The sequence below is a fragment of the Streptomyces olivaceoviridis genome, assembly GCF_014650115.1.
Classification (GTDB): domain Bacteria; phylum Actinomycetota; class Actinomycetes; order Streptomycetales; family Streptomycetaceae; genus Streptomyces; species Streptomyces olivaceoviridis.
On the sequence record NZ_BMUI01000024.1, the window covers coordinates 97,039 to 114,080 of the forward strand.

Here is a 17,042-nt window from a genome sequence, read left to right on the forward strand (position 1 = left end):
CGGGCGGCGGATGTGGCCGTTGTACGCGGCCGGGTTCACCACCGCCTTCGGCGCGCACGGTGTCGCCGCGAGCCTCGGCGGTGGCGCCGACGACGCGGTCACCTCGCTCCTCGTCCTCGGTGGGCTCCTCGCCCTGTACGACGGCGCCGAGGTGCTCCTCAAACCGCTGTTCGGCACCCTCGCCGACCGCGTCGGCGCCCGGCCCGTGCTGCTGGGCGGGCTCGCCGCCTTCGCCGCCGCGTCCGCGCTGTACGCCGGCGTGGACAGCCCCGGCTGGCTCTGGGCCGCCCGGCTCGGACAGGGAGCCGCGGCCTCCGCCTTCTCACCGTCCGCCTCCGCGCTGGTCGCCCGGCTCAACCCGGTGGCGCAGCACGGCCGGGCGTTCGGCGGGTACGGCTTCCACAAGTCCCTCGGCTACACCCTCGGCCCGCTGCTCGGCGGCGTCCTGGTGTGGGCCGGGGGACTGCGGCTGCTGTTCGCGGTGCTGGCGGTGCTCGGCGCGGCGGTCGCCGTCTGGGCCGCGCTCGCCGTCCCCGCCGTACCCCCGCTGCCCAGGACCCGGCAGACGGTCCTCGACCTGGCCCGGAGGCTGGCCGACCCGTCCTTCCTCGCCCCCACCGCCGCACTCGCCGCGGCGACCGCGGCCCTGTCGGCCGGCGTCGGCTTCCTCCCGGTCTCCGGACGCGCCGCCGGGCTGGGCACGGTCGCGACCGGGGCGGCGGTGTCGGTGCTCGCCGGCTGCGCCGCGGTCGTCCAGCCGCGTGCCGGTCGCGCGCTGGACGACGGGCGGCTCACCACGCGGTCCGGTCTGGCCGCGGGACTGCTGGTCACCGCCGCCGGGCCGGCCTGCGCGATGCTGCCGGGCCTGCCGGGCGTCCTCGGCGGCGCCGTCCTGATCGGCGTCGGCACGGGCCTGGTCACGCCGCTCGGTTTCGCGGCGCTGGCCGCGCGCACGCCCGCCGAGCGCCTCGGCCAGACCATGGGCACCGCCGAGCTCGGCCGCGAACTCGGCGACGCGGGCGGGCCCCTCCTCGTCGCCGCCGTCGCCTCGTCCGCCACGCTCACCTATGGCTTCGGCGCCCTCGCGGCGCTGGTCGGGGCGGGTGCGGTGGTGGCGTCGGCGCGCTGTCGCCGGGTGCGGGCGGTGCGCCGCGGGACGGAGCGGTGAACCGGCCGTACACCCGTCGCGGCCTGCGCACGGCCGAGCGGTGCGGGCAGCCGTGGGGCGAGGCCGTCCACCTCGCCGGGGCGGGCCGGGACGGGGTACCCGGGCAGTCGGCGCATGCGGCTGTCCGGGCCGGTGCGCGCCGGGTCGGGAGGGTTCCCGCCCGCGACGGGGCATACGGAAGACCAGGCGCCGACGGCACCAGGCGACGTACACGCGCGGCGACCCGCGAGCACAGGAGGCCACGACATGGCAGGGGCGGAGCGAACCGGGACCGACCGGCAGCGGCAGCGGGCGGAACCCCGTGCCCGGCTCGCCGACGCGGTGGAAGCCATCGGCGCCGGGGCGTACGTCGTCGACGAGCAGGGCCGCGTCCTCGCCGCGAACACCCCCGCCGAACGCCTGCTGGGCCGGCCCGCCGCGGACCTGCTCGGCCAGGACGCCCACGACCTGCTGCACCGCGGGCCGCAGGGCCAGCCGCTGCCCACGACGCAGTGCGCCATGCGGCAGGCGTTCCACGCCGGGAGCCCGGCGCAGGGCCACGAGGAGCACTTCCTGCGCGGTGACGGTTCCCTGCTGCCCGTCTCCTGGATGATCACCCCGTACGACCTCGGCGACACCGGCGACCGGCGAACCGGCACGCTCGTCGTCTTCCACACCCCCCAGCACGCGGACTCCGCCGAGCCGCGCCCGGAGCGGGCCACCGAGTCGCTGACCGACTTCGAGCGGCTGGCCCTGCTCGCCGAGACCACCACCCGGCTGACCTCGACCCTCGACGTCGACGAGGCACTGCGCCGGCTGGTGTCCCTGGTGCTGCCCCGGCTGGCGGACTGGGCCGTCATCGACCTGATCACCGAGCACGACGAGGTCTGGCGCACCGCCGTGGTGCACGCCGAGGGCGACCTCCTGGTGCACCAGGAGGACCTCGAAGGGCCGATGCCGCCGGTGCCCGAGGAGTCGCCGATGCCGCTGTCCCGGGCGCTGCGCGGTGTCGCCTCCGCCCTGGCCGGTCCGGCCACGTACCGGCGTGCCCCGGATTCCGGCATCGCCGTCGAGCAGCGCCGTCTGTTCGAGGCCACGGGCATCCACTCGGCGGCCATCGCCCCCATCCGCGGTACCCGGGAGGTCCTCGGGGCCCTCACCCTGGGCCGGGCCGAGAAGCCGGGGGACTTCACCACCGCCGACCTGCCCCTGCTGGAGGACATCGCCCGCCGCGCCGGGGTGGCGCTGGACAACGCCCGCCTCTACCAGCGCCAGCGCGCGGTCGCCGAGACCATGCAGAACCACCTGCTGCCGCAGATGCCGCGGGTCCCCGGACTCCAGATGGCCGTCCGCTACCTGCCCGCCCCGGACGCCTCCCAGGTCGGCGGCGACTGGTACGACGCCTTCACCCTGTCCGACGGGTCCACCGCCCTGGCCATCGGGGACGTCGTGGGCCACGACCTGGAGGCCGCGGCCGGCATGGCCCAGCTGCGCAACATGCTCCGCGCCTACGCCTGGTCCCAGCAGGAGCCGCCCAGCCGCATCGTCCAGCGGCTCGACGAGGCGATCATGCCCATCACCGACGTCACCATGGCCACCCTCGTCCTCGCCCGGCTCACCCGGACGGACGACGACAACTGGCGGCTGACCTGGACCAACGCCGGCCACCCCCCGCCCCTGCTCGTCACCCGTGACGGCCTGGCCGACTTCCTCACCGAAGGCCACAGCCTCCTGCTGGGGACGGGGGTCCGCGCGACCCGCCCCGACGCCACCGTGCTGCTGCCCCCGGGCTGCACCCTCCTGCTGTACACCGACGGCCTCATCGAGGCACCCGGCCACACCCTCGACGAGGGCCTCAGCCGGCTGCGCCAGCACGCCGCCGCCCTCGCCCACCGCCCGCTGCCGTCCCTCACCGACCAGCTCCTGCGCCGGGTCCACCCGCCCGGCCTCGACGACGTGGCCCTCCTCGCCCTGCGCACACCGCCCCGGCCGGACCCGGGCCGTACGGCGCCCCGGAGACGGTGAGTTCAGCCGGTCCCGCGCGGCTCGGCCCCGCGGTCCCCGGCCGTCTCCAGCAGTCCCACGAACATGGTCCGGTGGAGCACTTCCACGTGCCGGCGCGCGATGTCGGCCGCCGCCGCGGTGTCGCCGGCGCGCAGGGCGTCGACCAGGGCGCGGTGTTCACGGTTGGACTCGCGCAGGGCGTCCATGGGGTAGGGCAGGTAGTACCGGTAGAGCCGCTGGAGCACGCCGCGGTAGACCTCGGCCGCCGCGGGCACGCCGGTGGCGGCGGCGACGGCGAGGTGGAACCGCTCGTCGCAGCCGTGGAACTCCGCCCAGGTCGGAGCCAGGTCCATCTCGTCGGCCAGCCGCTCCAGGCCCGCCAGGGCGGCTTCGTCGGCGTTGCGGGCGGCCAGGTGCGCGAGTCCGCACTCCAGCACCAGCCGCTGGTCGACGAGCGCGTGGACCTCGCTGTTCTGCGCGCGGTAGGAGTCCATCGCGCCCACCACGCCCCGGGCCGGCCGCTCGGCGACCCGGGTGCCTCCGTTGCGGCCCCGGCGGCGCTCCAGGACGCCGTCCTGGCAGAGCGTGGACAGGGCGCGGCGGACGGTGATCTCCCCGACGTCGAGCGCCGCGGCGATCCGGTCGGTCGGCGGGAGCTTCTCGCCCGGGGCGAGCAGTCCCAGGTCGACGGCGAGCCCGATGCGCGCGCGCACGGTGTCCAGGGCCGTGAGCCGGCGGATGCCGTCGAGCGCGGGGGCGTTGAACGGCAGGGCCGCCGCGGCGGCCGGCTGCGTGCCGGGGGCGTCAGGGGCGGGGCCGTCGGGGGCGGGGCCGTCCTGGGGGTGGGGCATGGCGTCAATGTAGCGAGGCCGGTAAACGGATCAAAATGAGTCTATTGATTAACAGCTCACCTTGAGCTAATTTCCTGGCCATGTCCCGCCCCCTCCCCCTCGCCCTCGTCCAGGCGCCTCCCCGCCCGGCGACGGCGCCCCTGTCCGGATTCGCCGAGGACGTCGAGCACCTGCTGGCCCGCTTCCCGCAGACCCGCCTCGCGGTCTACCCGGAACTGCATCTGTGCGGCGTCGACGGTCCGCCGTCGTCGACCGGGCAGCTCCAGGAGGCCGCCGAGCCGTTGGACGGCCCGCGCTCCCGGCGGCTCGCCGAGCTCGCCGGTGACCTGGGCATCTGGCTCGTGCCGGGCACCGTGTGCGAGCGCGGCGAGCGGGGCGAGCTGTTCAACACGGCGCCGGTCTACTCCCCCGAGGGCCGCCTCGTCGCCTCGTACCGCAAGATCTTCCCGTGGCGGCCGCACGAGCCGTACGACCCCGGCGACCGCTTCGTCGTGGCGGACCTGCCCGGCGTCGGCCGCATCGGCATCTCGATCTGTTACGACGCCTGGTTCCCGGAGGTGGCGCGCCAGCTGGCCTGGCTGGGCGCGGAGGTGATCGTCAACCCGGTGATGACCACCACCGCGGACCGCGCCCAGGAACTGGTCCTGGCCAGGGCCAACGCCATCGTCAACCAGGTCTTCGTGGTCAGCGTCAACACCGCCGGCCCCGTCGGCACCGGCCGCAGCCTGGTGGTGGACCCCGAGGGGCGGGTGCGCGCCGAGGCCCCCGACTCGGCCGCCACCGTGCTCACCGACGTGCTCGACCTGGACGACGTCACGCGCGTCCGCACCTTCGGCACGGCGGGGCTCAACCGCATGTGGGACCAGTTCACCGACGCCGACACCCCGATCGACCTGCCGCTGTACGGCGGCCGTATCGACCCCGGCCGCTGGCGCCCCGCCACCGGCTGAGTCTGCCCGCCCGCTCGTCCGTCCCCCCGGAGCTCCTCCTGGAGCCCGTCCTGGAGCCCGCTATGGAGCCCGTTATGGAGAACGCCCCCGCTCAGGGCCTCACCCGTGCGCTGACGCTCAGATCCGTCGTCCTGTTCGGCCTCGCCTACATGACCCCGCTGATCGTGCTCGGCACGTTCGGCGTCGTGGCCGAGAGCACCGGCGGCACCGTGCCCACCGCCTATCTGCTGGCCCTGCTCGCCATGCTGTTCACCGCGCACAGCTACGGCAAGATGGCCGCCGCGTACCCCGTGGCCGGGTCGGCGTACACCTACGTCCGCAGGGCCATCGACTCCCGGGTGGGCTTCCTGATCGGCTGGGCCACCCTGCTCGACTACTTCTTCCTGCCCATGGTCATCTGGCTGATCGGCGGTGCCTACCTCCAGGCCCAGTTCCCCGGCGTCCCGTTCTGGGTGTGGATCATCGGCTTCATCGCGCTGACCACCGCCCTGAACGTGCGGGGCATCAAGACGGCCGAGCGGGCCAACGACCTGCTCATGACCTTCCAGGTGCTGGTGATCGGCATCTTCGTCGCGCTGTCCCTGCGGCACGTGCTGCACGTCGGGGGCGCCGGGGCGCTGGCCGGCACGGCACCGTTCGCCAACCACGCCACCACCCTGGCGGGCATCTCCGCCGGAGCGGCGATCGCGGCCTACTCCTTCCTCGGCTTCGACGCGGTCACCACGCTCACCGAGGAGACCATCGAGCCGCAGCGCACCATGCCCCGGGCCATCCTGCTGATCGCCCTGATCGGCGGCGGCATCTTCGTGGCCGTCGCCTGGGCCACCCAGCTGGCCCACCCCGGCAGCTCCTTCGACGACCCCAGTTCGGCCGCCTTCGAGATCGCCCGGACCATCGGCGGCGACCTGTTCTCCTCGGTCTTCCTGGCCGGCCTGGTGGTGGCCCAGTTCGCGTCCGGCATCGCCGCGCAGGCGAGCACGTCCCGGCTGCTCTACGCCATGGGCCGCGACTCGGTCCTGCCGCGCCGGATCTTCGGCCACATCCACCCCCGCTACCGCACCCCGGTCCTCAACATCCTCCTCACCGGCGTGGTCGGCCTGATCGCCCTGCGCCTGAGCGTCGCGACCTCCACGTCCTTCATCAACTTCGGCGCCTTCATCGCCTTCACCTTCGTCAACTTCTCGGTCATCGCCACGTACGTGCGCGAACGGCGAGCGGGCCGCCGCCCCGGCCCGCTGGGTCATGTGATCGCCCCCGCGATCGGCGCCGTGGTGGACATCTGGCTCCTGACCCACCTCGACGCCAAGGCCCTCGTCCTCGGCGTCTGCTGGCTCGCCCTCGGCATCTGCTACCTCGCCTACCTGACCCGGGGCTTCCGCACACCCCCGCCGGAGCTGACCTTCGAGGAGGAGCCACCGGTCGTCGCCGAGCGGGTGTGATCCCGGACGCCGCGCCGTCGAGCGGGGCGGGGTGGCCCGCGGTGCCGGTGCGGGGCGGCTCGCGGTGCGGTGCGGTGCGGGACGGGACACGGCACGGGCGGGGGCCCGGCGGAGGGGGCAGGCGCCGCCGGGCGTGGGCCTCACCCGTCCGGTGGAGGCGGGCGCGCGGTGGGCCGGTACGCGGGAACCCGTCCGACGGAAGCCCCGGCACGGCGCCGGGCGGCCCGTGTCGGCGGGAGACGCGGGCAGGGGCGGAGGAGGCCGATGTGGACCTGAGTGCTCCGGGCCCGCCCGGACGGCCGTACCCGGCGGGCCCGCCGCCCGAACCGGGCCGGAACCCGCGTCGTCGGTGTCCCCGGTGCGCCGCCGGGCGTGGGTCCTCCCCGCCCGGCGGCGAGGACGTCCGCCATGCCTGAGCTGCCGGACGTCGAGGGATTCCGCAGGGTGCTCGCAACCTGCGCGACAGGACGGGTCATCCACCGCGTGGTCGTACGCGACGCGGGCGTGCTGCACGGGGTCGGCCCGCGCGGCCTGCGCGACGCGTTGGAAGGCCGGCGCTTCACCGAACCGGAGCGGCACGGGAAGTGGCTGCTGGCCCGCACCGGCGACGGCCCCACCGTCCTGCTGCACTTCGGCATGACGGGCAGACTGGTCTGCGGCGATCCGGACGATGCGGTGGAGCCCCACGACCGGGTCCTGTTCATCCTGAGCGACGGCCGACAGCTGCGCTACCGCGACCAGCGCAAACTCCAGGGCCTCTGGCTGGCCCACGACGACCGCGAGGTCGCCCGGCGGCTGGAGCGCCAGGGCCCGGACGCGCTGGCGGTGAGCCGAGAGGAGTTCGAGACCGCGCTGGCCTCACGCCGCGGCCACGTCAAGACCGCCCTCACCGACCAGTCCGTCCTGGCCGGCCTCGGCAACCTGCTCGCCGACGAGATCCTGTGGCGCGCGCGGCTGCGCCCCGACAGCCGGGCGAGCGACCTCGCCCAGGCCGACCACCGCCGCCTGTACACGCACATGCGCCGCACCCTGCGTGACGCGGTCGCCGCCGGCTGCGTCCCGCCGCGCGGCTCCTGGCTCACCGGCCACCGCGACGACCCGGACCCGACCTGCCCCCGCTGCGGCTCCCGCCTGCGCCGTTCCCGGATGGCCGGCCGCGGCACGGTGTGGTGCCCGCGGTGCCAGCCGAACGGGTGAACCGGCGTCACGGGGCCGGAGAACGGCGCGGCACCACCCACCCGCGCCCCGGCCGGGTCAGCGGGTGCTGAGCATTCCCTCGCGCAGACGGGTCAGGCAGCGGGAGAGCAGCCGGGAGACGTGCATCTGGGAGACACCGAGGCGTTCGCCGATCTGGGCCTGGGTGAGCTCCTCGACGAAGCGCATGTGGATGATCTGCCGGTCCCTCTCGTCGAGCTCGGCGATCAGGGGGGCCAGGGCGTGGAAGTCCTCCACCAGCTCCAGGGCCGCGTCCTCGGTGCCGATGAAGTCCTGGAGGGCCGCTTCGCCCTCCTCGCTGCCGTTGATCGCGGCGTCCAGGGAGGCGGAGTTGTAGCCGTTGGCGGCCAGGCGGGCCTCGCGGACCTCGTCCTCGGACAGGCTCATCAGCTCCGACAGTTCCTTGTCGGTCGGAGTGCGGCCCAGCCGGCTGCGCAGTTCCTCGGTGGCGCGGGCGAGCTGGACGCGGGCCTCCTGGAGGCGGCGCGGCACGTGCACGGCCCAGGTGGTGTCGCGGAAGAACCGCTTGATCTCGCCGACGATGTAGGGAATGGCGAAGGAGGTGAACTCCGCCTCGCGCGACAGCTCGAACCGGTCGATCGCCTTGATCAGGCCGATCATGCCGACCTGGACGATGTCCTCCATCTCCTCCGGTCCACGGCTGCGGAAGCGGCCGGCCGCGTAGCGGACCAGGGACATGTTCATCTCTATGAGCGTGTTGCGGGCGTAGCTGTACTCGTGGGTGCCCTCTTCCAGGACCGCCAGCTGTTCGAAGAACAGCCGCGAGAGCTCCCGGGCGTCCTTGGGGGCCACCTGGGAGGGATCGGCGACTTCGGGCAGTTCGGTCGTCTGCGTGTCGGCTGCCGTCGTGCTCGTGAGCACCATGCTGTTCCCCTCCCACGTTCGCGAACTGTCCGCCAAGCGCCGACCCGGGTCGGCGTCATCGCAGCGGCTACCCCCTCATCCTGCACCTACACCCGGGCCCGGACGAATCGGGGGACGCCCCCGGCCCAGACCGGCGACTCGCGATGCGCACCGGTGCGCGTGCTCCTCTCCACGGATCCGGGGCAGACGTCGTGGGGGACACCAGCGGGACGAACGAAGGAGGAGAAGATGGCCGAGGACTCCTCGGTGAGGGCGGTGGGATGGGCGCGCTCACTGCCGGTCAGCAGCGGGGTGAAGGTGGCCCGGGACTGGACGCGCGCGCACCTGGCGGCGCTGGGCTGGACGGAGACGGCGCCGGACCTGGTGGACTCGGTGCTGTTGACGGTGTCCGAGCTGGTCACCAACGCCCACGTGCACGCCCGCAGCACGGCACAGCTGATCCTCACCTGGGACCAGGCGTGTCTGCACGTCACCGTCCACGACGCCTCACCCCGGCTGCCCGAGCAGCGTGACCCGGGAACCGGTGCGCTGGGTGGCCGCGGTCTGCTCCTGGTCGATGCCCTGGCCGACACCGTGGAGGTCCACCGCTGCCCGTACGGCAAGGACGTCACCGCGTGCTTCCAGCCGCCCTCGCCGTCGACGGTCACGTAGGGCGGCCGGACACACACGCGGGGACCGGCTGAAGCCCAGCCGGTCCCCGCGTGTGGAAGTGATGGGTCGGGGTCACCATCGATACCAGCGTCCGCGGCCACCACCGGCGTTGGTGGAGCGCATGACGAAGCCGAGCAGCCAGAGCACCAGGACGGCGACGGCGACCCACCAGAGAATCTTGATGGCGAATCCGGCGCCGAAGAGAATCAGCGCGAGGAGCAGAACAAGCAGCAAGGGAACCATAGTTATCTACCTCCTGGACCACCGTTTGCCCTCGGTCGGTTCCCGCATTCCTCGAAAGCGCCTTGTTTGTGAAGGAAAAGTGGGGGAACCAGCGGCAGGGCTTTCACACGGTATTCCTGTCGCGCGGACGGGAAATCAGTCGCTGGAGAGGACGTCCAGGAGGTCGCCGACGCCGAGTTCGGTCATCTTGCGGGCGGCGTCGAGAACGGTCTCTTCGGCGGCCACGCATTCCGCGCCCCTGGTCATGATGTCCCGTGCCGTGGTGGTCACTCGCCCCCCTGAAAGGTCGTAATGTCCGGGACATCTCGATCAACCCGTAACCGGTGGGCGAAACGACCCGTCGGAAGATCGGTGTGCGCCTTTCGCCGGGTACCCGGGAGAACTCTGGTCCGGACGAAGGGGTGATGGTGTGCGGCGGCAGCTGATGTGGATGCTCGTGGCGCGGGGTGCGGCGGCCCTGCTGTTCGGGGTGGTCGCCCTGGTGTGGCCGGGGGTGACCGTCCTCGCGCTGGCCCTCCTGTTCGGCGTGTACGCGCTCGCCGACGGCCTCGCCCTCCTGGCGAGTGCCTTCCGCCGGCAAGGGGACGGCGCCCATCGCGCGGCGCACGCGACCGGGGGTGTCCTGGGCATCGCCGTCGGCGTGGTCAGCATCGGCTGGCCCGGCGTCACCGCCCTGGCCCTGGCCGCGCTGACCGGCGCCTGGGCCGTGACCACCGGCGCCGCGGAGATCTGGGCGGCGGTGCGCTTCCGGCACGAACTGCACCACGAGTGGGTGCTGTTCCTGGCCGGCGCGGTATCGGTCGCCGCCGGTGTGCTCGTCTGGACCCGGCCGGACGTGGGCGCGATCGGCATCGCGCAGGTCATCGGTGTCTACGCCCTGGTCAGCGGTGCGCTGGTGCTGGCCGCGGCCCGGCGGCTGCGCGGTGCGGCCATGGCGGGACACCCGGTCCGCCACGCGCGGCACGCGTGAGAGGGAGCGGGAGCGCCGGAGCGCACGGCGACGCGGGGGTGCCCCGGACCGTACGGTCCGGGGCATCGCTCCGCGCGGCCGGGGCGAGAGGACACAGCATGTTCACGCGGACACCCGGTGGCCGGGCGTCCCGTGGGCACCCGTCCACGGTTGCCTGCCCGGAGGGAGCCCGACCGTGGTCATCGTTGCCTGCCTTCTCCTGCCCTTCGTGGGGCTGCTGTTGTACGGCATGGACCGTGTGGAGGACTGGCTGACGCGCTCACCGGAGCCGCCCCGCCATGCCGGTGCCCGTCGTCTGCGTCTGATCGCGGGCGGCCGGCACGAACCCGCCACCCGCTCCGGGCCGGACCGGCGCTCGTCCCGCGCCGCCTGAGCGGTACCGGCCGGACCGGCGCTCGTCCCGCGCCGCCTGAGCGGTACCGGCCGGACCGGCGCTCGTCCCGCGCCGCCTGAGCGGTACCGGCTGGCCCGGTACTCGTCCCGCCCCGCCTGAGCGGCACCCGGTATCGCCGGGGGCGTAACGCGGGAGCACCCCCACCGCGTGTAAGAGGTGACGTCCGACCACGAAAGGACACACGGTGGGGGAAGCACCCGCGGACTACCTGGAGTTCGCAGCCGCCCGCAGCGGGCCGCTGTTCCGGACCGCCTGCCTGCTCACGGGCGACTGGCACCTCGCCGAGGACCTGGTCCAGGAGACCCTCGCCAAGATGTACCGCTCCTGGCGACGGATCAGCCGGGCGGAAGCACCGGTCGCCTATGCCGACACCGTGCTCGTACGCAGCTTCCTCTCCCAGCGCCGCCGCCGCAGCTCCACGGAGCGCCCCAGCGACCGGCTGCCCGAGACGGCCGCCCCGGCGCGGGACCCGGAGCTGCGGATGGCCCTGCTGGACGGCCTGGCCCGGATGACGGCCAAGGACCGTGCCGTCCTGGTGCTCCGCTACTGGGAGGACCGCTCGGTGGAGGAGACCGCACAGGTCCTTCAGCTCTCGCCGGGAGCCGTTCGAGCCCGGAGCATGCGCGCTCTGGAGCGGCTGCGCGCTCTGCTCGGCGACCAGCTGGCCGACCTGACCGCATGACGAGCACGGCCGGGCGGCGCTCCTCGCCCGGGCCGGCCGACGCCCCAGACGAACGGAGATCCACCATGTCACGCGACGAGGACCTTGAGCGACGGCTGGCCCGCGCCATGACCGGCGCCGCCGAGAACTTCCCGCCCCACTCCGCCGACCTGGTGCGGCGCTCCATCACCCGGGGCCGGCGGATGCGGCTCGTCCGCGCCGCCCAGGTCGCCGCCGCCACGGCCGCCTTCGCCGTGGTCGCCGCGGGCGGCACCCTGATGGGCACGGACGCCTTCGGCGGCGGGCGGGGCACGCCCGAACGGTCGACGGCCGGCGGACCCGCCCACTCCACCGTGCGGTCGCCCTCCCGGGCACCGGCGTCCATCAGCGGGGAGGAGATGATCCGTACGCTGAAGAGCCTGCTGCCACCCGGCGGCACGGTCTCCGCGGCCTCGGGCCGGGGGTCGGAGGGGGACGGCCCGGTCGTCTGGCCGACCGCCGCGCTCACCTACTCCACCGCGAACGGCTCCTCCGGCATCGACATCACCGTCGCGCGGCTGGATCCCGGCACCTCCGCCGACCAGGGGGGCCAGGGCGGCTGCCTTCCGGTGGAGGTCCGCCCCTACGACAAGTGCGCCGCCCGGAAGCTCCCGGGCGGCGCGGTGCTCACCACCACCGAGTCGTTCACCTATCCCAGCAGCGACACCGGGCAGAAGCGCTGGTACGTGGTGCTCACCACCCCGGGCGGAGCGCAGTTGACGGTGCAGGAGTTCGGCGGCGGCAGCGAGAAGGGCTCGGCCGACGGAGCCGACCCGTTGCTGTCGATCGCCCAGCTGACCTCCGTCGTGCGCAGCCCGGCCTGGAACAAGGCGATCGCCGCACTGCCGGTCCCGCGGGCGGCCCCCGCCACCGGCACCTCCGCCGCGGGACAACGGGTGCCCGGCGCCCGGATGACCCGGGTGCTGACGTCACACCTGCCCCGCGGCGGAACCACCTCCGACCTCAACGCGGGCGACGATCTGGTCCAGCTCGTCTACGACGACGGCCGCGGGAAGAACATGGTGCAGGTCGACGCGCAGTACGGCATGACGAAGTTCCTGGCCCGGCACATGGGCTGCGCCGGCGTGTCCGGCGACTGCGAGGCCACGACCCTGACCGACGGCACCAAGGTCAAGAAGGTCAAGGGGCGTTCGGAGAAGGGCGGTTCGGCCGCGGTGTGGCTGGTCGACACCCTGCGTCCGGACGGCCGCCGGGTGGCCGTGCGCGAGGTCAACTCCTACGCCGAGAGCACCCTGGTGACGCGCCCGCGGCCGGCCCTGAGCATGGACGAGCTCCTGACGATCGCCCTCGACAAGCGCTTCTTCACCGGCTGAGCGCTGCCCCCGAGGCTGCCCGCGTCCCCCTCGGTGACAGAACCGTCACACGACAGCACACAACTGGCGGCCCGCCCGCCGGGTCCAACCACGCGTGACGACGGCACGCTGCCCGCCGTCACCGAGCGCGGCGACACCGCGCGACCCATGCACCCGGGGGGGGATCACGTTGAACACGTTGGCACACAAGGTCCGTTCGTCGGCCGCGGTCTCGGGGACGGCCCTGCTGCTGGCCGCCGCGGGCTTCGGCCTCGCACCGGCCGCCTCCGCGGAGGAACCGCAGCCGCCGGTGCTGGCGGTCGACACCGCCGCGCCCGCGGAGGTCGGACTGGCCGGACTGCCGGTCGACTTCACCACCACGGTCTCCAACACCGGTACGACCGACGCCTCGTCGGCACGGCTGACCTACCGGATCGACGGGGGAGCCGGCCTGCCGCCGAACGCCGTCGGCCTGGAGTACCGGCTCGGCGGCACGGAGTGGAAGACGGTGCCGCTGACGTACGCCGGCGGGACGTTCTCCGGCGAGATGCCCGAGACCTTCCCGCTCGCCGCGGGCCGGTCCCGCACCGTGGAGCTGCGCGTCGGGGTGCCCATGGGCACCCCGCACAACGGCGACAGCAACGGCGGCACCGAGCAGCTGAAGCTGACCACGCTCGTCTCCTACGGCGCCTCCGGAGCGGCCACCGACACCGACGACGGCACCATCGAGGTGGACGGCCTCGGCACCGGGCTGTCCGGCGTCCCGGCCACCGTGACCGCCGGCGGCCCCGCCGTCGGCTTCAGGGCCACGGTGACCAACCCCACCGCGTCGGGGTACGAGAACGTCACGGACACGCTGATCACCAGCAGGTACGCCTCCGTGCAGGTCCTGCGCTCCGGGACCTGGCAGACCCTCACGCCGGTCACCTCGGACGCCGAGGCCGATGTGTACGGGTTCGACGTGATCGGCAAGGACGCCTCCCTCGCCGCGCACGGCAGCACGGTCGCCAAGGTGCGGGTGAGCTACCGCGAGGACACGCCCGTCGGGAAGACCACCGTGCGGTCCTGTGTGTTCGTCAACCAGGGGTCCGTACCGTTCAGCGGCACCACCTTCTGCGGGAAGGAGGCGACCTTGACGGTGCTCGCGGCGGGCTCCACCGGGGGCGCGCCCACCCCGACCCCGACCGCCCCCGCGACCCGGACCCCGTCCGCGACCACGGCCCCCTCCGCGTCGCCGTCCCCCTCGACCGACGCCCCGTCCGCGACCTCGGGCACGACCTCCGGCACGTCCGGGGCGAGCTCGCAGCTGGCCGAGACCGGAAGCGACGGGACGTCCACGATCGCCGCGGTCGCCGGCGCCTTCGTCCTGGCCGGAGCGGGGGCACTGGGCTTCGTGGCCCTGCGCCGCCGCCGCACGCGGGCCTGACCCCCGGAGCGGCACGGGCACCTCCCCCCCCGGGCAGGACGGGAGGTGCCGGCTTGCGATCAGTATCCAGGGGTGCTGGTCTGGAGGAGATCTCGCCATCCGGCCGTACGGGACTTCCGTGTGACCGCGGGACGCCCCGTGCTCGCACCCGCCACCGGAGGTTCGCGATGACACAGGTCTCCTCTGCCCGCAGTCCACTGCGCCGGACGACGGCGCTGTTCATGGCGACCGTCGTGACGCTCCTCTTCGCGGCCGTGCTGACGCTCACCTCGGCGAGACACGCGTCCGCCTTGTGCCTCGCAAGTGGCTTCTCAGGCACATGGCGTTCGTCCGACGACAGGCTGAGCCGTATCGACGTGTGGTCCGGGGAGGACTGCCGCCTCTACGCCAGGGCCTGGTCCACCTGCCCGAACGACGCCACGCGGGACTGTAGTTGGGGATCGCGTTCGAAGGTGCTGCAAGCCACCCCGGACAGGAACTTCCGGTTCTTCTCCTACAACTGGAGCAACGCGAGCGAGGTCCTCCAGCTGACGCTGAAGGACAGTGCGCACTTGTCGGTGTGGGACCACGTCGACTACACGTCCGGCCGGAAGGACGGCTTCACCGTGGCGATGACCAAGGATCGCTGACCGGTCGGTGCATGGCACCGCTCGCGGTGTGCTGGGCGTCCGCGGATATCGCGACCTCGGGGTCACCGTTGGTGAAGGTGCGGTCCGAGCGGCGAAGTGACGTTTGAGCATGCCGGTGCGCTGGGTATTGCGGGCAGCCTGTGTGACGACTGTGACCTGGCTGTGGCCATGGGCCGGCAAGCGAAGTGGGGGATGAGGGTGGGTTCTCGTGCGGCACGCCATCGGCGTGCGGTGAAGCGTCGTGTTGTTGCCGGGGTTTCCGTCGCCGCGGCGGCCGGTATCGCGGCCACCGCGACGATGGCCGTCAACGCCGAGGCGGCGTGGACGTCGACGTGGAAGGTGTCGGCCTCCGGCTGGACCCCGGACGATTCCCCCACGGTGTCCGTCGACCGGCAGGGCGACGCCCTACTGGCCTGGAACGCCTGCGACCTCTCGACGCCGGGCTGCTACTACCGGATCCAGACCAGGGTGAAGACCGCGAGCGGTACGGTGACGCCGATCCGCACCCTGTCGCCCGACGGTGCCGCGCCGTCCTGGCCCGAGGCCGCCTCCGACGACACCGGCGACTCGGCGGTGGTCTGGCAGCAGGACAGCCAGGTCGTGGGCCGGCGGGTGTCGGCCTCCGGCAGCCTCGTCGGTCCGCTGCGGAAGCTGTCCACGTCGGCGCCCGCGACCACCCCGGTGGTCGCCGTGACCCCGGGCGGCACCGCGATGGCGGCCTGGACGGAGAACCGCGACGGAAGCTGGTACGCGGTCGCCCGCCGCCTCAAGCTCGACGGCACGGTCGGCACGGCCATCACCCTCGGCTCGGGCTCGGCGGAGAAACCGGCGATCGGAGTGGACCGCAGCGGCCGGTTCGTCGTCGCGTGGGCACGCGGCTCGGACGTCGTGGCCAGGCGGATCACGTCGACGTCCGTCTCCTCGACGAAGGTGCTCACCTCCCCGGTCTCGGCGTACGGCGGTTTCGGCATGGTGCGGGTCGGCGTGGACCGGGACGGCGACGCGGTCATCTCCTACCACTCGGGCGGCGGTGCCCGCGCACAGGTCTGGGCCTCGCGCTGGAGCCGCACCGGCACACTGGCCGCCCCTCTGCGGATCTCGGCCTCCACCGACAACGTGGGCTTCCACCACGCCCTCGCGACCGACCTCGACGGCGACTCGGTGATCGTGTGGACCCGCTACGACAGCAGCGGCAAACTCGAACTGCTCGGCCGCCGCCTGACCGCGGCCGGTGCCCGGGGTGCCGTCACCAGCCTGGGCCCCGGCGACCGCCCCGCCCTGGCCATCGACGACGACGGCGACGGCATGCTGGTCTTCCACACGGTCGTCCCCAAGTCGACGCCCCCGTACAGCTACACCAAGTCCAGTGCCCGCCTGATCAGCCGTTCCGGCACCTTCGGCACCACGAAGACCCTCACGTCGGACGGCCGGGTGCCCCGGGTCGGCACCCGCCCGACCGCCCGGTTCACGGTGGTCTGGCAGCAGGAGAGCTACCCGTACACGATCAAGTCCGTGACCGGTCCCTGACCGGTTCCCACCACCCCGCTGCTCCTGCTCGGCGGGGTCCCTGCTTCCCTCTGCAAGGAGACACATGCGCCTACGCGCCGCCTCTGCTCTGCTCGCCGCCGTCGCCGCACTGGCCGGCTTCGCCGCCACCGGTGCCCAAGCGGACGAGACCCAGACCGACGTCCAGATCAGCAACGTCTCCTTCGACGGCGGCAAGGACATCGTGGTCGGTCTCTATGCCAAGACGGTCACGGTCTCCGGGACCTTCACCCACCCGTCGGGCATCCAGGACGCGGACTTCGTCCTGTGGCGTGGACCGGATGGTGCGAACCCCTACGAGACCTACGACGACCGCATCGTGTCGAACGAGTACTACTCCCACGCGGACTGCGTCGCCGTGAGTGCCACCACCTCCACCTGCTCGCAGACGATCTCCCTCGAACCGGACTGGAAGTACGGCGGCACCGCGCTCACCAACGCCCACGCCGGCACCTGGAAGGTCAGCGTGCAGGGGGTGGCCGGCGACGACAGCTGGACCCAGTCGGCGAGCTACACCACGACCCGTCTCCAGCGGGAGTCCAAACTCACCGTGGACGCGGGCCCGGAACCGATCGCCCAGGGCAAGACCCTCACCGTCACCGGCAAGCTCACCCGGGCCGACTGGGACAACTGTGAGACTCATGGGGCGCCGTTCGGAGCCATGGGCCTGACCCGTGGGA

Annotated in this window: 17 protein-coding genes and 1 pseudogene; 14 read left to right on the forward strand and 4 right to left on the reverse strand. The window is 73.4% G+C overall.

What is annotated here, in order from left to right; translation table 11 throughout:
• Window positions 1-10: 10 nt before the first annotated feature.
• Entirely contained in the window at window positions 11-1,168 is a 1,158-nt protein-coding gene (locus IE273_RS33620) for an MFS transporter (protein ID WP_189818925.1), read from the forward strand.
• A gap of 246 nt (window positions 1,169-1,414) precedes the next feature.
• Complete coding sequence (locus tag IE273_RS33625) at window positions 1,415-3,172, forward strand: SpoIIE family protein phosphatase (RefSeq protein WP_189818909.1); 1,758 nt, start codon at window positions 1,415-1,417, stop codon at window positions 3,170-3,172.
• A gap of 2 nt (window positions 3,173-3,174) precedes the next feature.
• On the opposite strand, the gene IE273_RS33630 is transcribed toward IE273_RS33625, so the two are convergent.
• A complete protein-coding gene (locus IE273_RS33630; protein WP_189818910.1) occupies window positions 3,175-4,002 on the reverse strand; it encodes a FadR/GntR family transcriptional regulator in 828 nt (275 codons plus the stop codon).
• An 80-nt stretch (window positions 4,003-4,082) separates the two neighbouring features.
• Here IE273_RS33630 and IE273_RS33635 point away from each other — a divergent pair, with 80 nt between their 5' ends.
• From IE273_RS33635 to IE273_RS33645, 3 genes are all read left to right on the forward strand, one after another.
• On the forward strand, window positions 4,083-4,952 hold the full coding sequence (locus IE273_RS33635; RefSeq protein WP_189818911.1) for a carbon-nitrogen hydrolase family protein: 870 nt from the start codon (window positions 4,083-4,085) through the stop codon (window positions 4,950-4,952).
• 74 nt (window positions 4,953-5,026) lie between these two features.
• On the forward strand, window positions 5,027-6,391 hold the full coding sequence (locus tag IE273_RS33640) for an APC family permease (RefSeq protein WP_189818912.1): 1,365 nt from the start codon (window positions 5,027-5,029) through the stop codon (window positions 6,389-6,391).
• Window positions 6,392-6,799: 408 nt separating this feature from the next.
• Window positions 6,800-7,588 carry an Fpg/Nei family DNA glycosylase gene (locus IE273_RS33645; RefSeq protein WP_189818913.1) on the forward strand — a complete coding sequence of 263 codons (789 nt, stop codon included), beginning with the start codon at window positions 6,800-6,802 and terminating at the stop codon, window positions 7,586-7,588.
• Window positions 7,589-7,645: 57 nt separating this feature from the next.
• On the opposite strand, the gene IE273_RS33650 is transcribed toward IE273_RS33645, so the two are convergent.
• The gene (locus IE273_RS33650; protein WP_189818914.1) at window positions 7,646-8,491 is read right to left on the reverse strand and encodes an RNA polymerase sigma factor SigF; all 846 of its coding nucleotides are present in this window, start codon (window positions 8,489-8,491) and stop codon (window positions 7,646-7,648) included.
• A 228-nt stretch (window positions 8,492-8,719) separates the two neighbouring features.
• On the opposite strand from IE273_RS33650, the gene IE273_RS33655 reads away from it, so the two are divergent.
• A complete protein-coding gene (locus tag IE273_RS33655) occupies window positions 8,720-9,142 on the forward strand; it encodes an ATP-binding protein (RefSeq protein ID WP_189818915.1) in 423 nt (140 codons plus the stop codon).
• Window positions 9,143-9,214: 72 nt separating this feature from the next.
• Here IE273_RS33655 and IE273_RS33660 read toward each other — a convergent pair whose 3' ends face one another.
• Both IE273_RS33660 and IE273_RS33665 read right to left on the reverse strand, forming a co-directional pair.
• Complete coding sequence (locus IE273_RS33660; RefSeq protein ID WP_171154443.1) at window positions 9,215-9,385, reverse strand: hydrophobic protein; 171 nt, start codon at window positions 9,383-9,385, stop codon at window positions 9,215-9,217.
• Between the two features lie 159 nt (window positions 9,386-9,544).
• A pseudogene (locus IE273_RS33665) lies at window positions 9,545-9,631 on the reverse strand (CBS domain-containing protein); the annotation flags it as partial.
• A 163-nt stretch (window positions 9,632-9,794) separates the two neighbouring features.
• Between IE273_RS33665 and IE273_RS33670 the strand changes: the two are divergent.
• The 8 genes from IE273_RS33670 to IE273_RS33705 all read left to right on the forward strand — a co-directional run.
• Complete coding sequence (locus IE273_RS33670) at window positions 9,795-10,355, forward strand: HdeD family acid-resistance protein (RefSeq protein WP_189818916.1); 561 nt, start codon at window positions 9,795-9,797, stop codon at window positions 10,353-10,355.
• Window positions 10,356-10,530: 175 nt separating this feature from the next.
• Window positions 10,531-10,728, forward strand: coding sequence for a hypothetical protein (locus IE273_RS33675; RefSeq protein WP_189818917.1), 198 nt, complete (start codon window positions 10,531-10,533; stop codon window positions 10,726-10,728).
• A gap of 205 nt (window positions 10,729-10,933) precedes the next feature.
• Window positions 10,934-11,431 (forward strand): SigE family RNA polymerase sigma factor, encoded by a 498-nt coding sequence (locus IE273_RS33680; protein WP_014673919.1) that lies wholly within the window; start codon window positions 10,934-10,936, stop codon window positions 11,429-11,431.
• Window positions 11,432-11,496: 65 nt separating this feature from the next.
• Window positions 11,497-12,783, forward strand: coding sequence for a hypothetical protein (locus IE273_RS33685; RefSeq protein WP_189818918.1), 1,287 nt, complete (start codon window positions 11,497-11,499; stop codon window positions 12,781-12,783).
• Window positions 12,784-12,961: 178 nt separating this feature from the next.
• Window positions 12,962-14,188: an LPXTG cell wall anchor domain-containing protein gene (locus IE273_RS33690; RefSeq protein WP_229887794.1), complete on the forward strand. Its 1,227-nt coding sequence runs from the start codon at window positions 12,962-12,964 to the stop codon at window positions 14,186-14,188.
• Window positions 14,189-14,355: 167 nt separating this feature from the next.
• Window positions 14,356-14,817: a hypothetical protein gene (locus IE273_RS33695; protein WP_189818928.1), complete on the forward strand. Its 462-nt coding sequence runs from the start codon at window positions 14,356-14,358 to the stop codon at window positions 14,815-14,817.
• A gap of 231 nt (window positions 14,818-15,048) precedes the next feature.
• On the forward strand, window positions 15,049-16,344 hold the full coding sequence (locus IE273_RS33700) for a hypothetical protein (protein ID WP_229887795.1): 1,296 nt from the start codon (window positions 15,049-15,051) through the stop codon (window positions 16,342-16,344).
• A gap of 64 nt (window positions 16,345-16,408) precedes the next feature.
• Window positions 16,409-17,042, forward strand: a 634-nt coding sequence (locus IE273_RS33705) for a calcium-binding protein (protein WP_189818920.1), incomplete at its 3' end; no start/stop codon positions are given.

Coding starts and splice junctions, on each gene's coding strand:
- IE273_RS33620 (WP_189818925.1), top strand. CDS start 11: ATGTGGCCGTTGTACGCGGCCGGGTTCACCACCGCCTTCGGCGCGCAC.
- IE273_RS33625 (WP_189818909.1), top strand. CDS start 1,415: ATGGCAGGGGCGGAGCGAACCGGGACCGACCGGCAGCGGCAGCGGGCG.
- IE273_RS33630 (WP_189818910.1), bottom strand. CDS start 4,002: ATGCCCCACCCCCAGGACGGCCCCGCCCCCGACGGCCCCGCCCCTGAC.
- IE273_RS33635 (WP_189818911.1), top strand. CDS start 4,083: ATGTCCCGCCCCCTCCCCCTCGCCCTCGTCCAGGCGCCTCCCCGCCCG.
- IE273_RS33640 (WP_189818912.1), top strand. CDS start 5,027: ATGGAGAACGCCCCCGCTCAGGGCCTCACCCGTGCGCTGACGCTCAGA.
- IE273_RS33645 (WP_189818913.1), top strand. CDS start 6,800: ATGCCTGAGCTGCCGGACGTCGAGGGATTCCGCAGGGTGCTCGCAACC.
- IE273_RS33650 (WP_189818914.1), bottom strand. CDS start 8,491: ATGGTGCTCACGAGCACGACGGCAGCCGACACGCAGACGACCGAACTG.
- IE273_RS33655 (WP_189818915.1), top strand. CDS start 8,720: ATGGCCGAGGACTCCTCGGTGAGGGCGGTGGGATGGGCGCGCTCACTG.
- IE273_RS33660 (WP_171154443.1), bottom strand. CDS start 9,385: ATGGTTCCCTTGCTGCTTGTTCTGCTCCTCGCGCTGATTCTCTTCGGC.
- IE273_RS33685 (WP_189818918.1), top strand. CDS start 11,497: ATGTCACGCGACGAGGACCTTGAGCGACGGCTGGCCCGCGCCATGACC.
- IE273_RS33695 (WP_189818928.1), top strand. CDS start 14,356: ATGACACAGGTCTCCTCTGCCCGCAGTCCACTGCGCCGGACGACGGCG.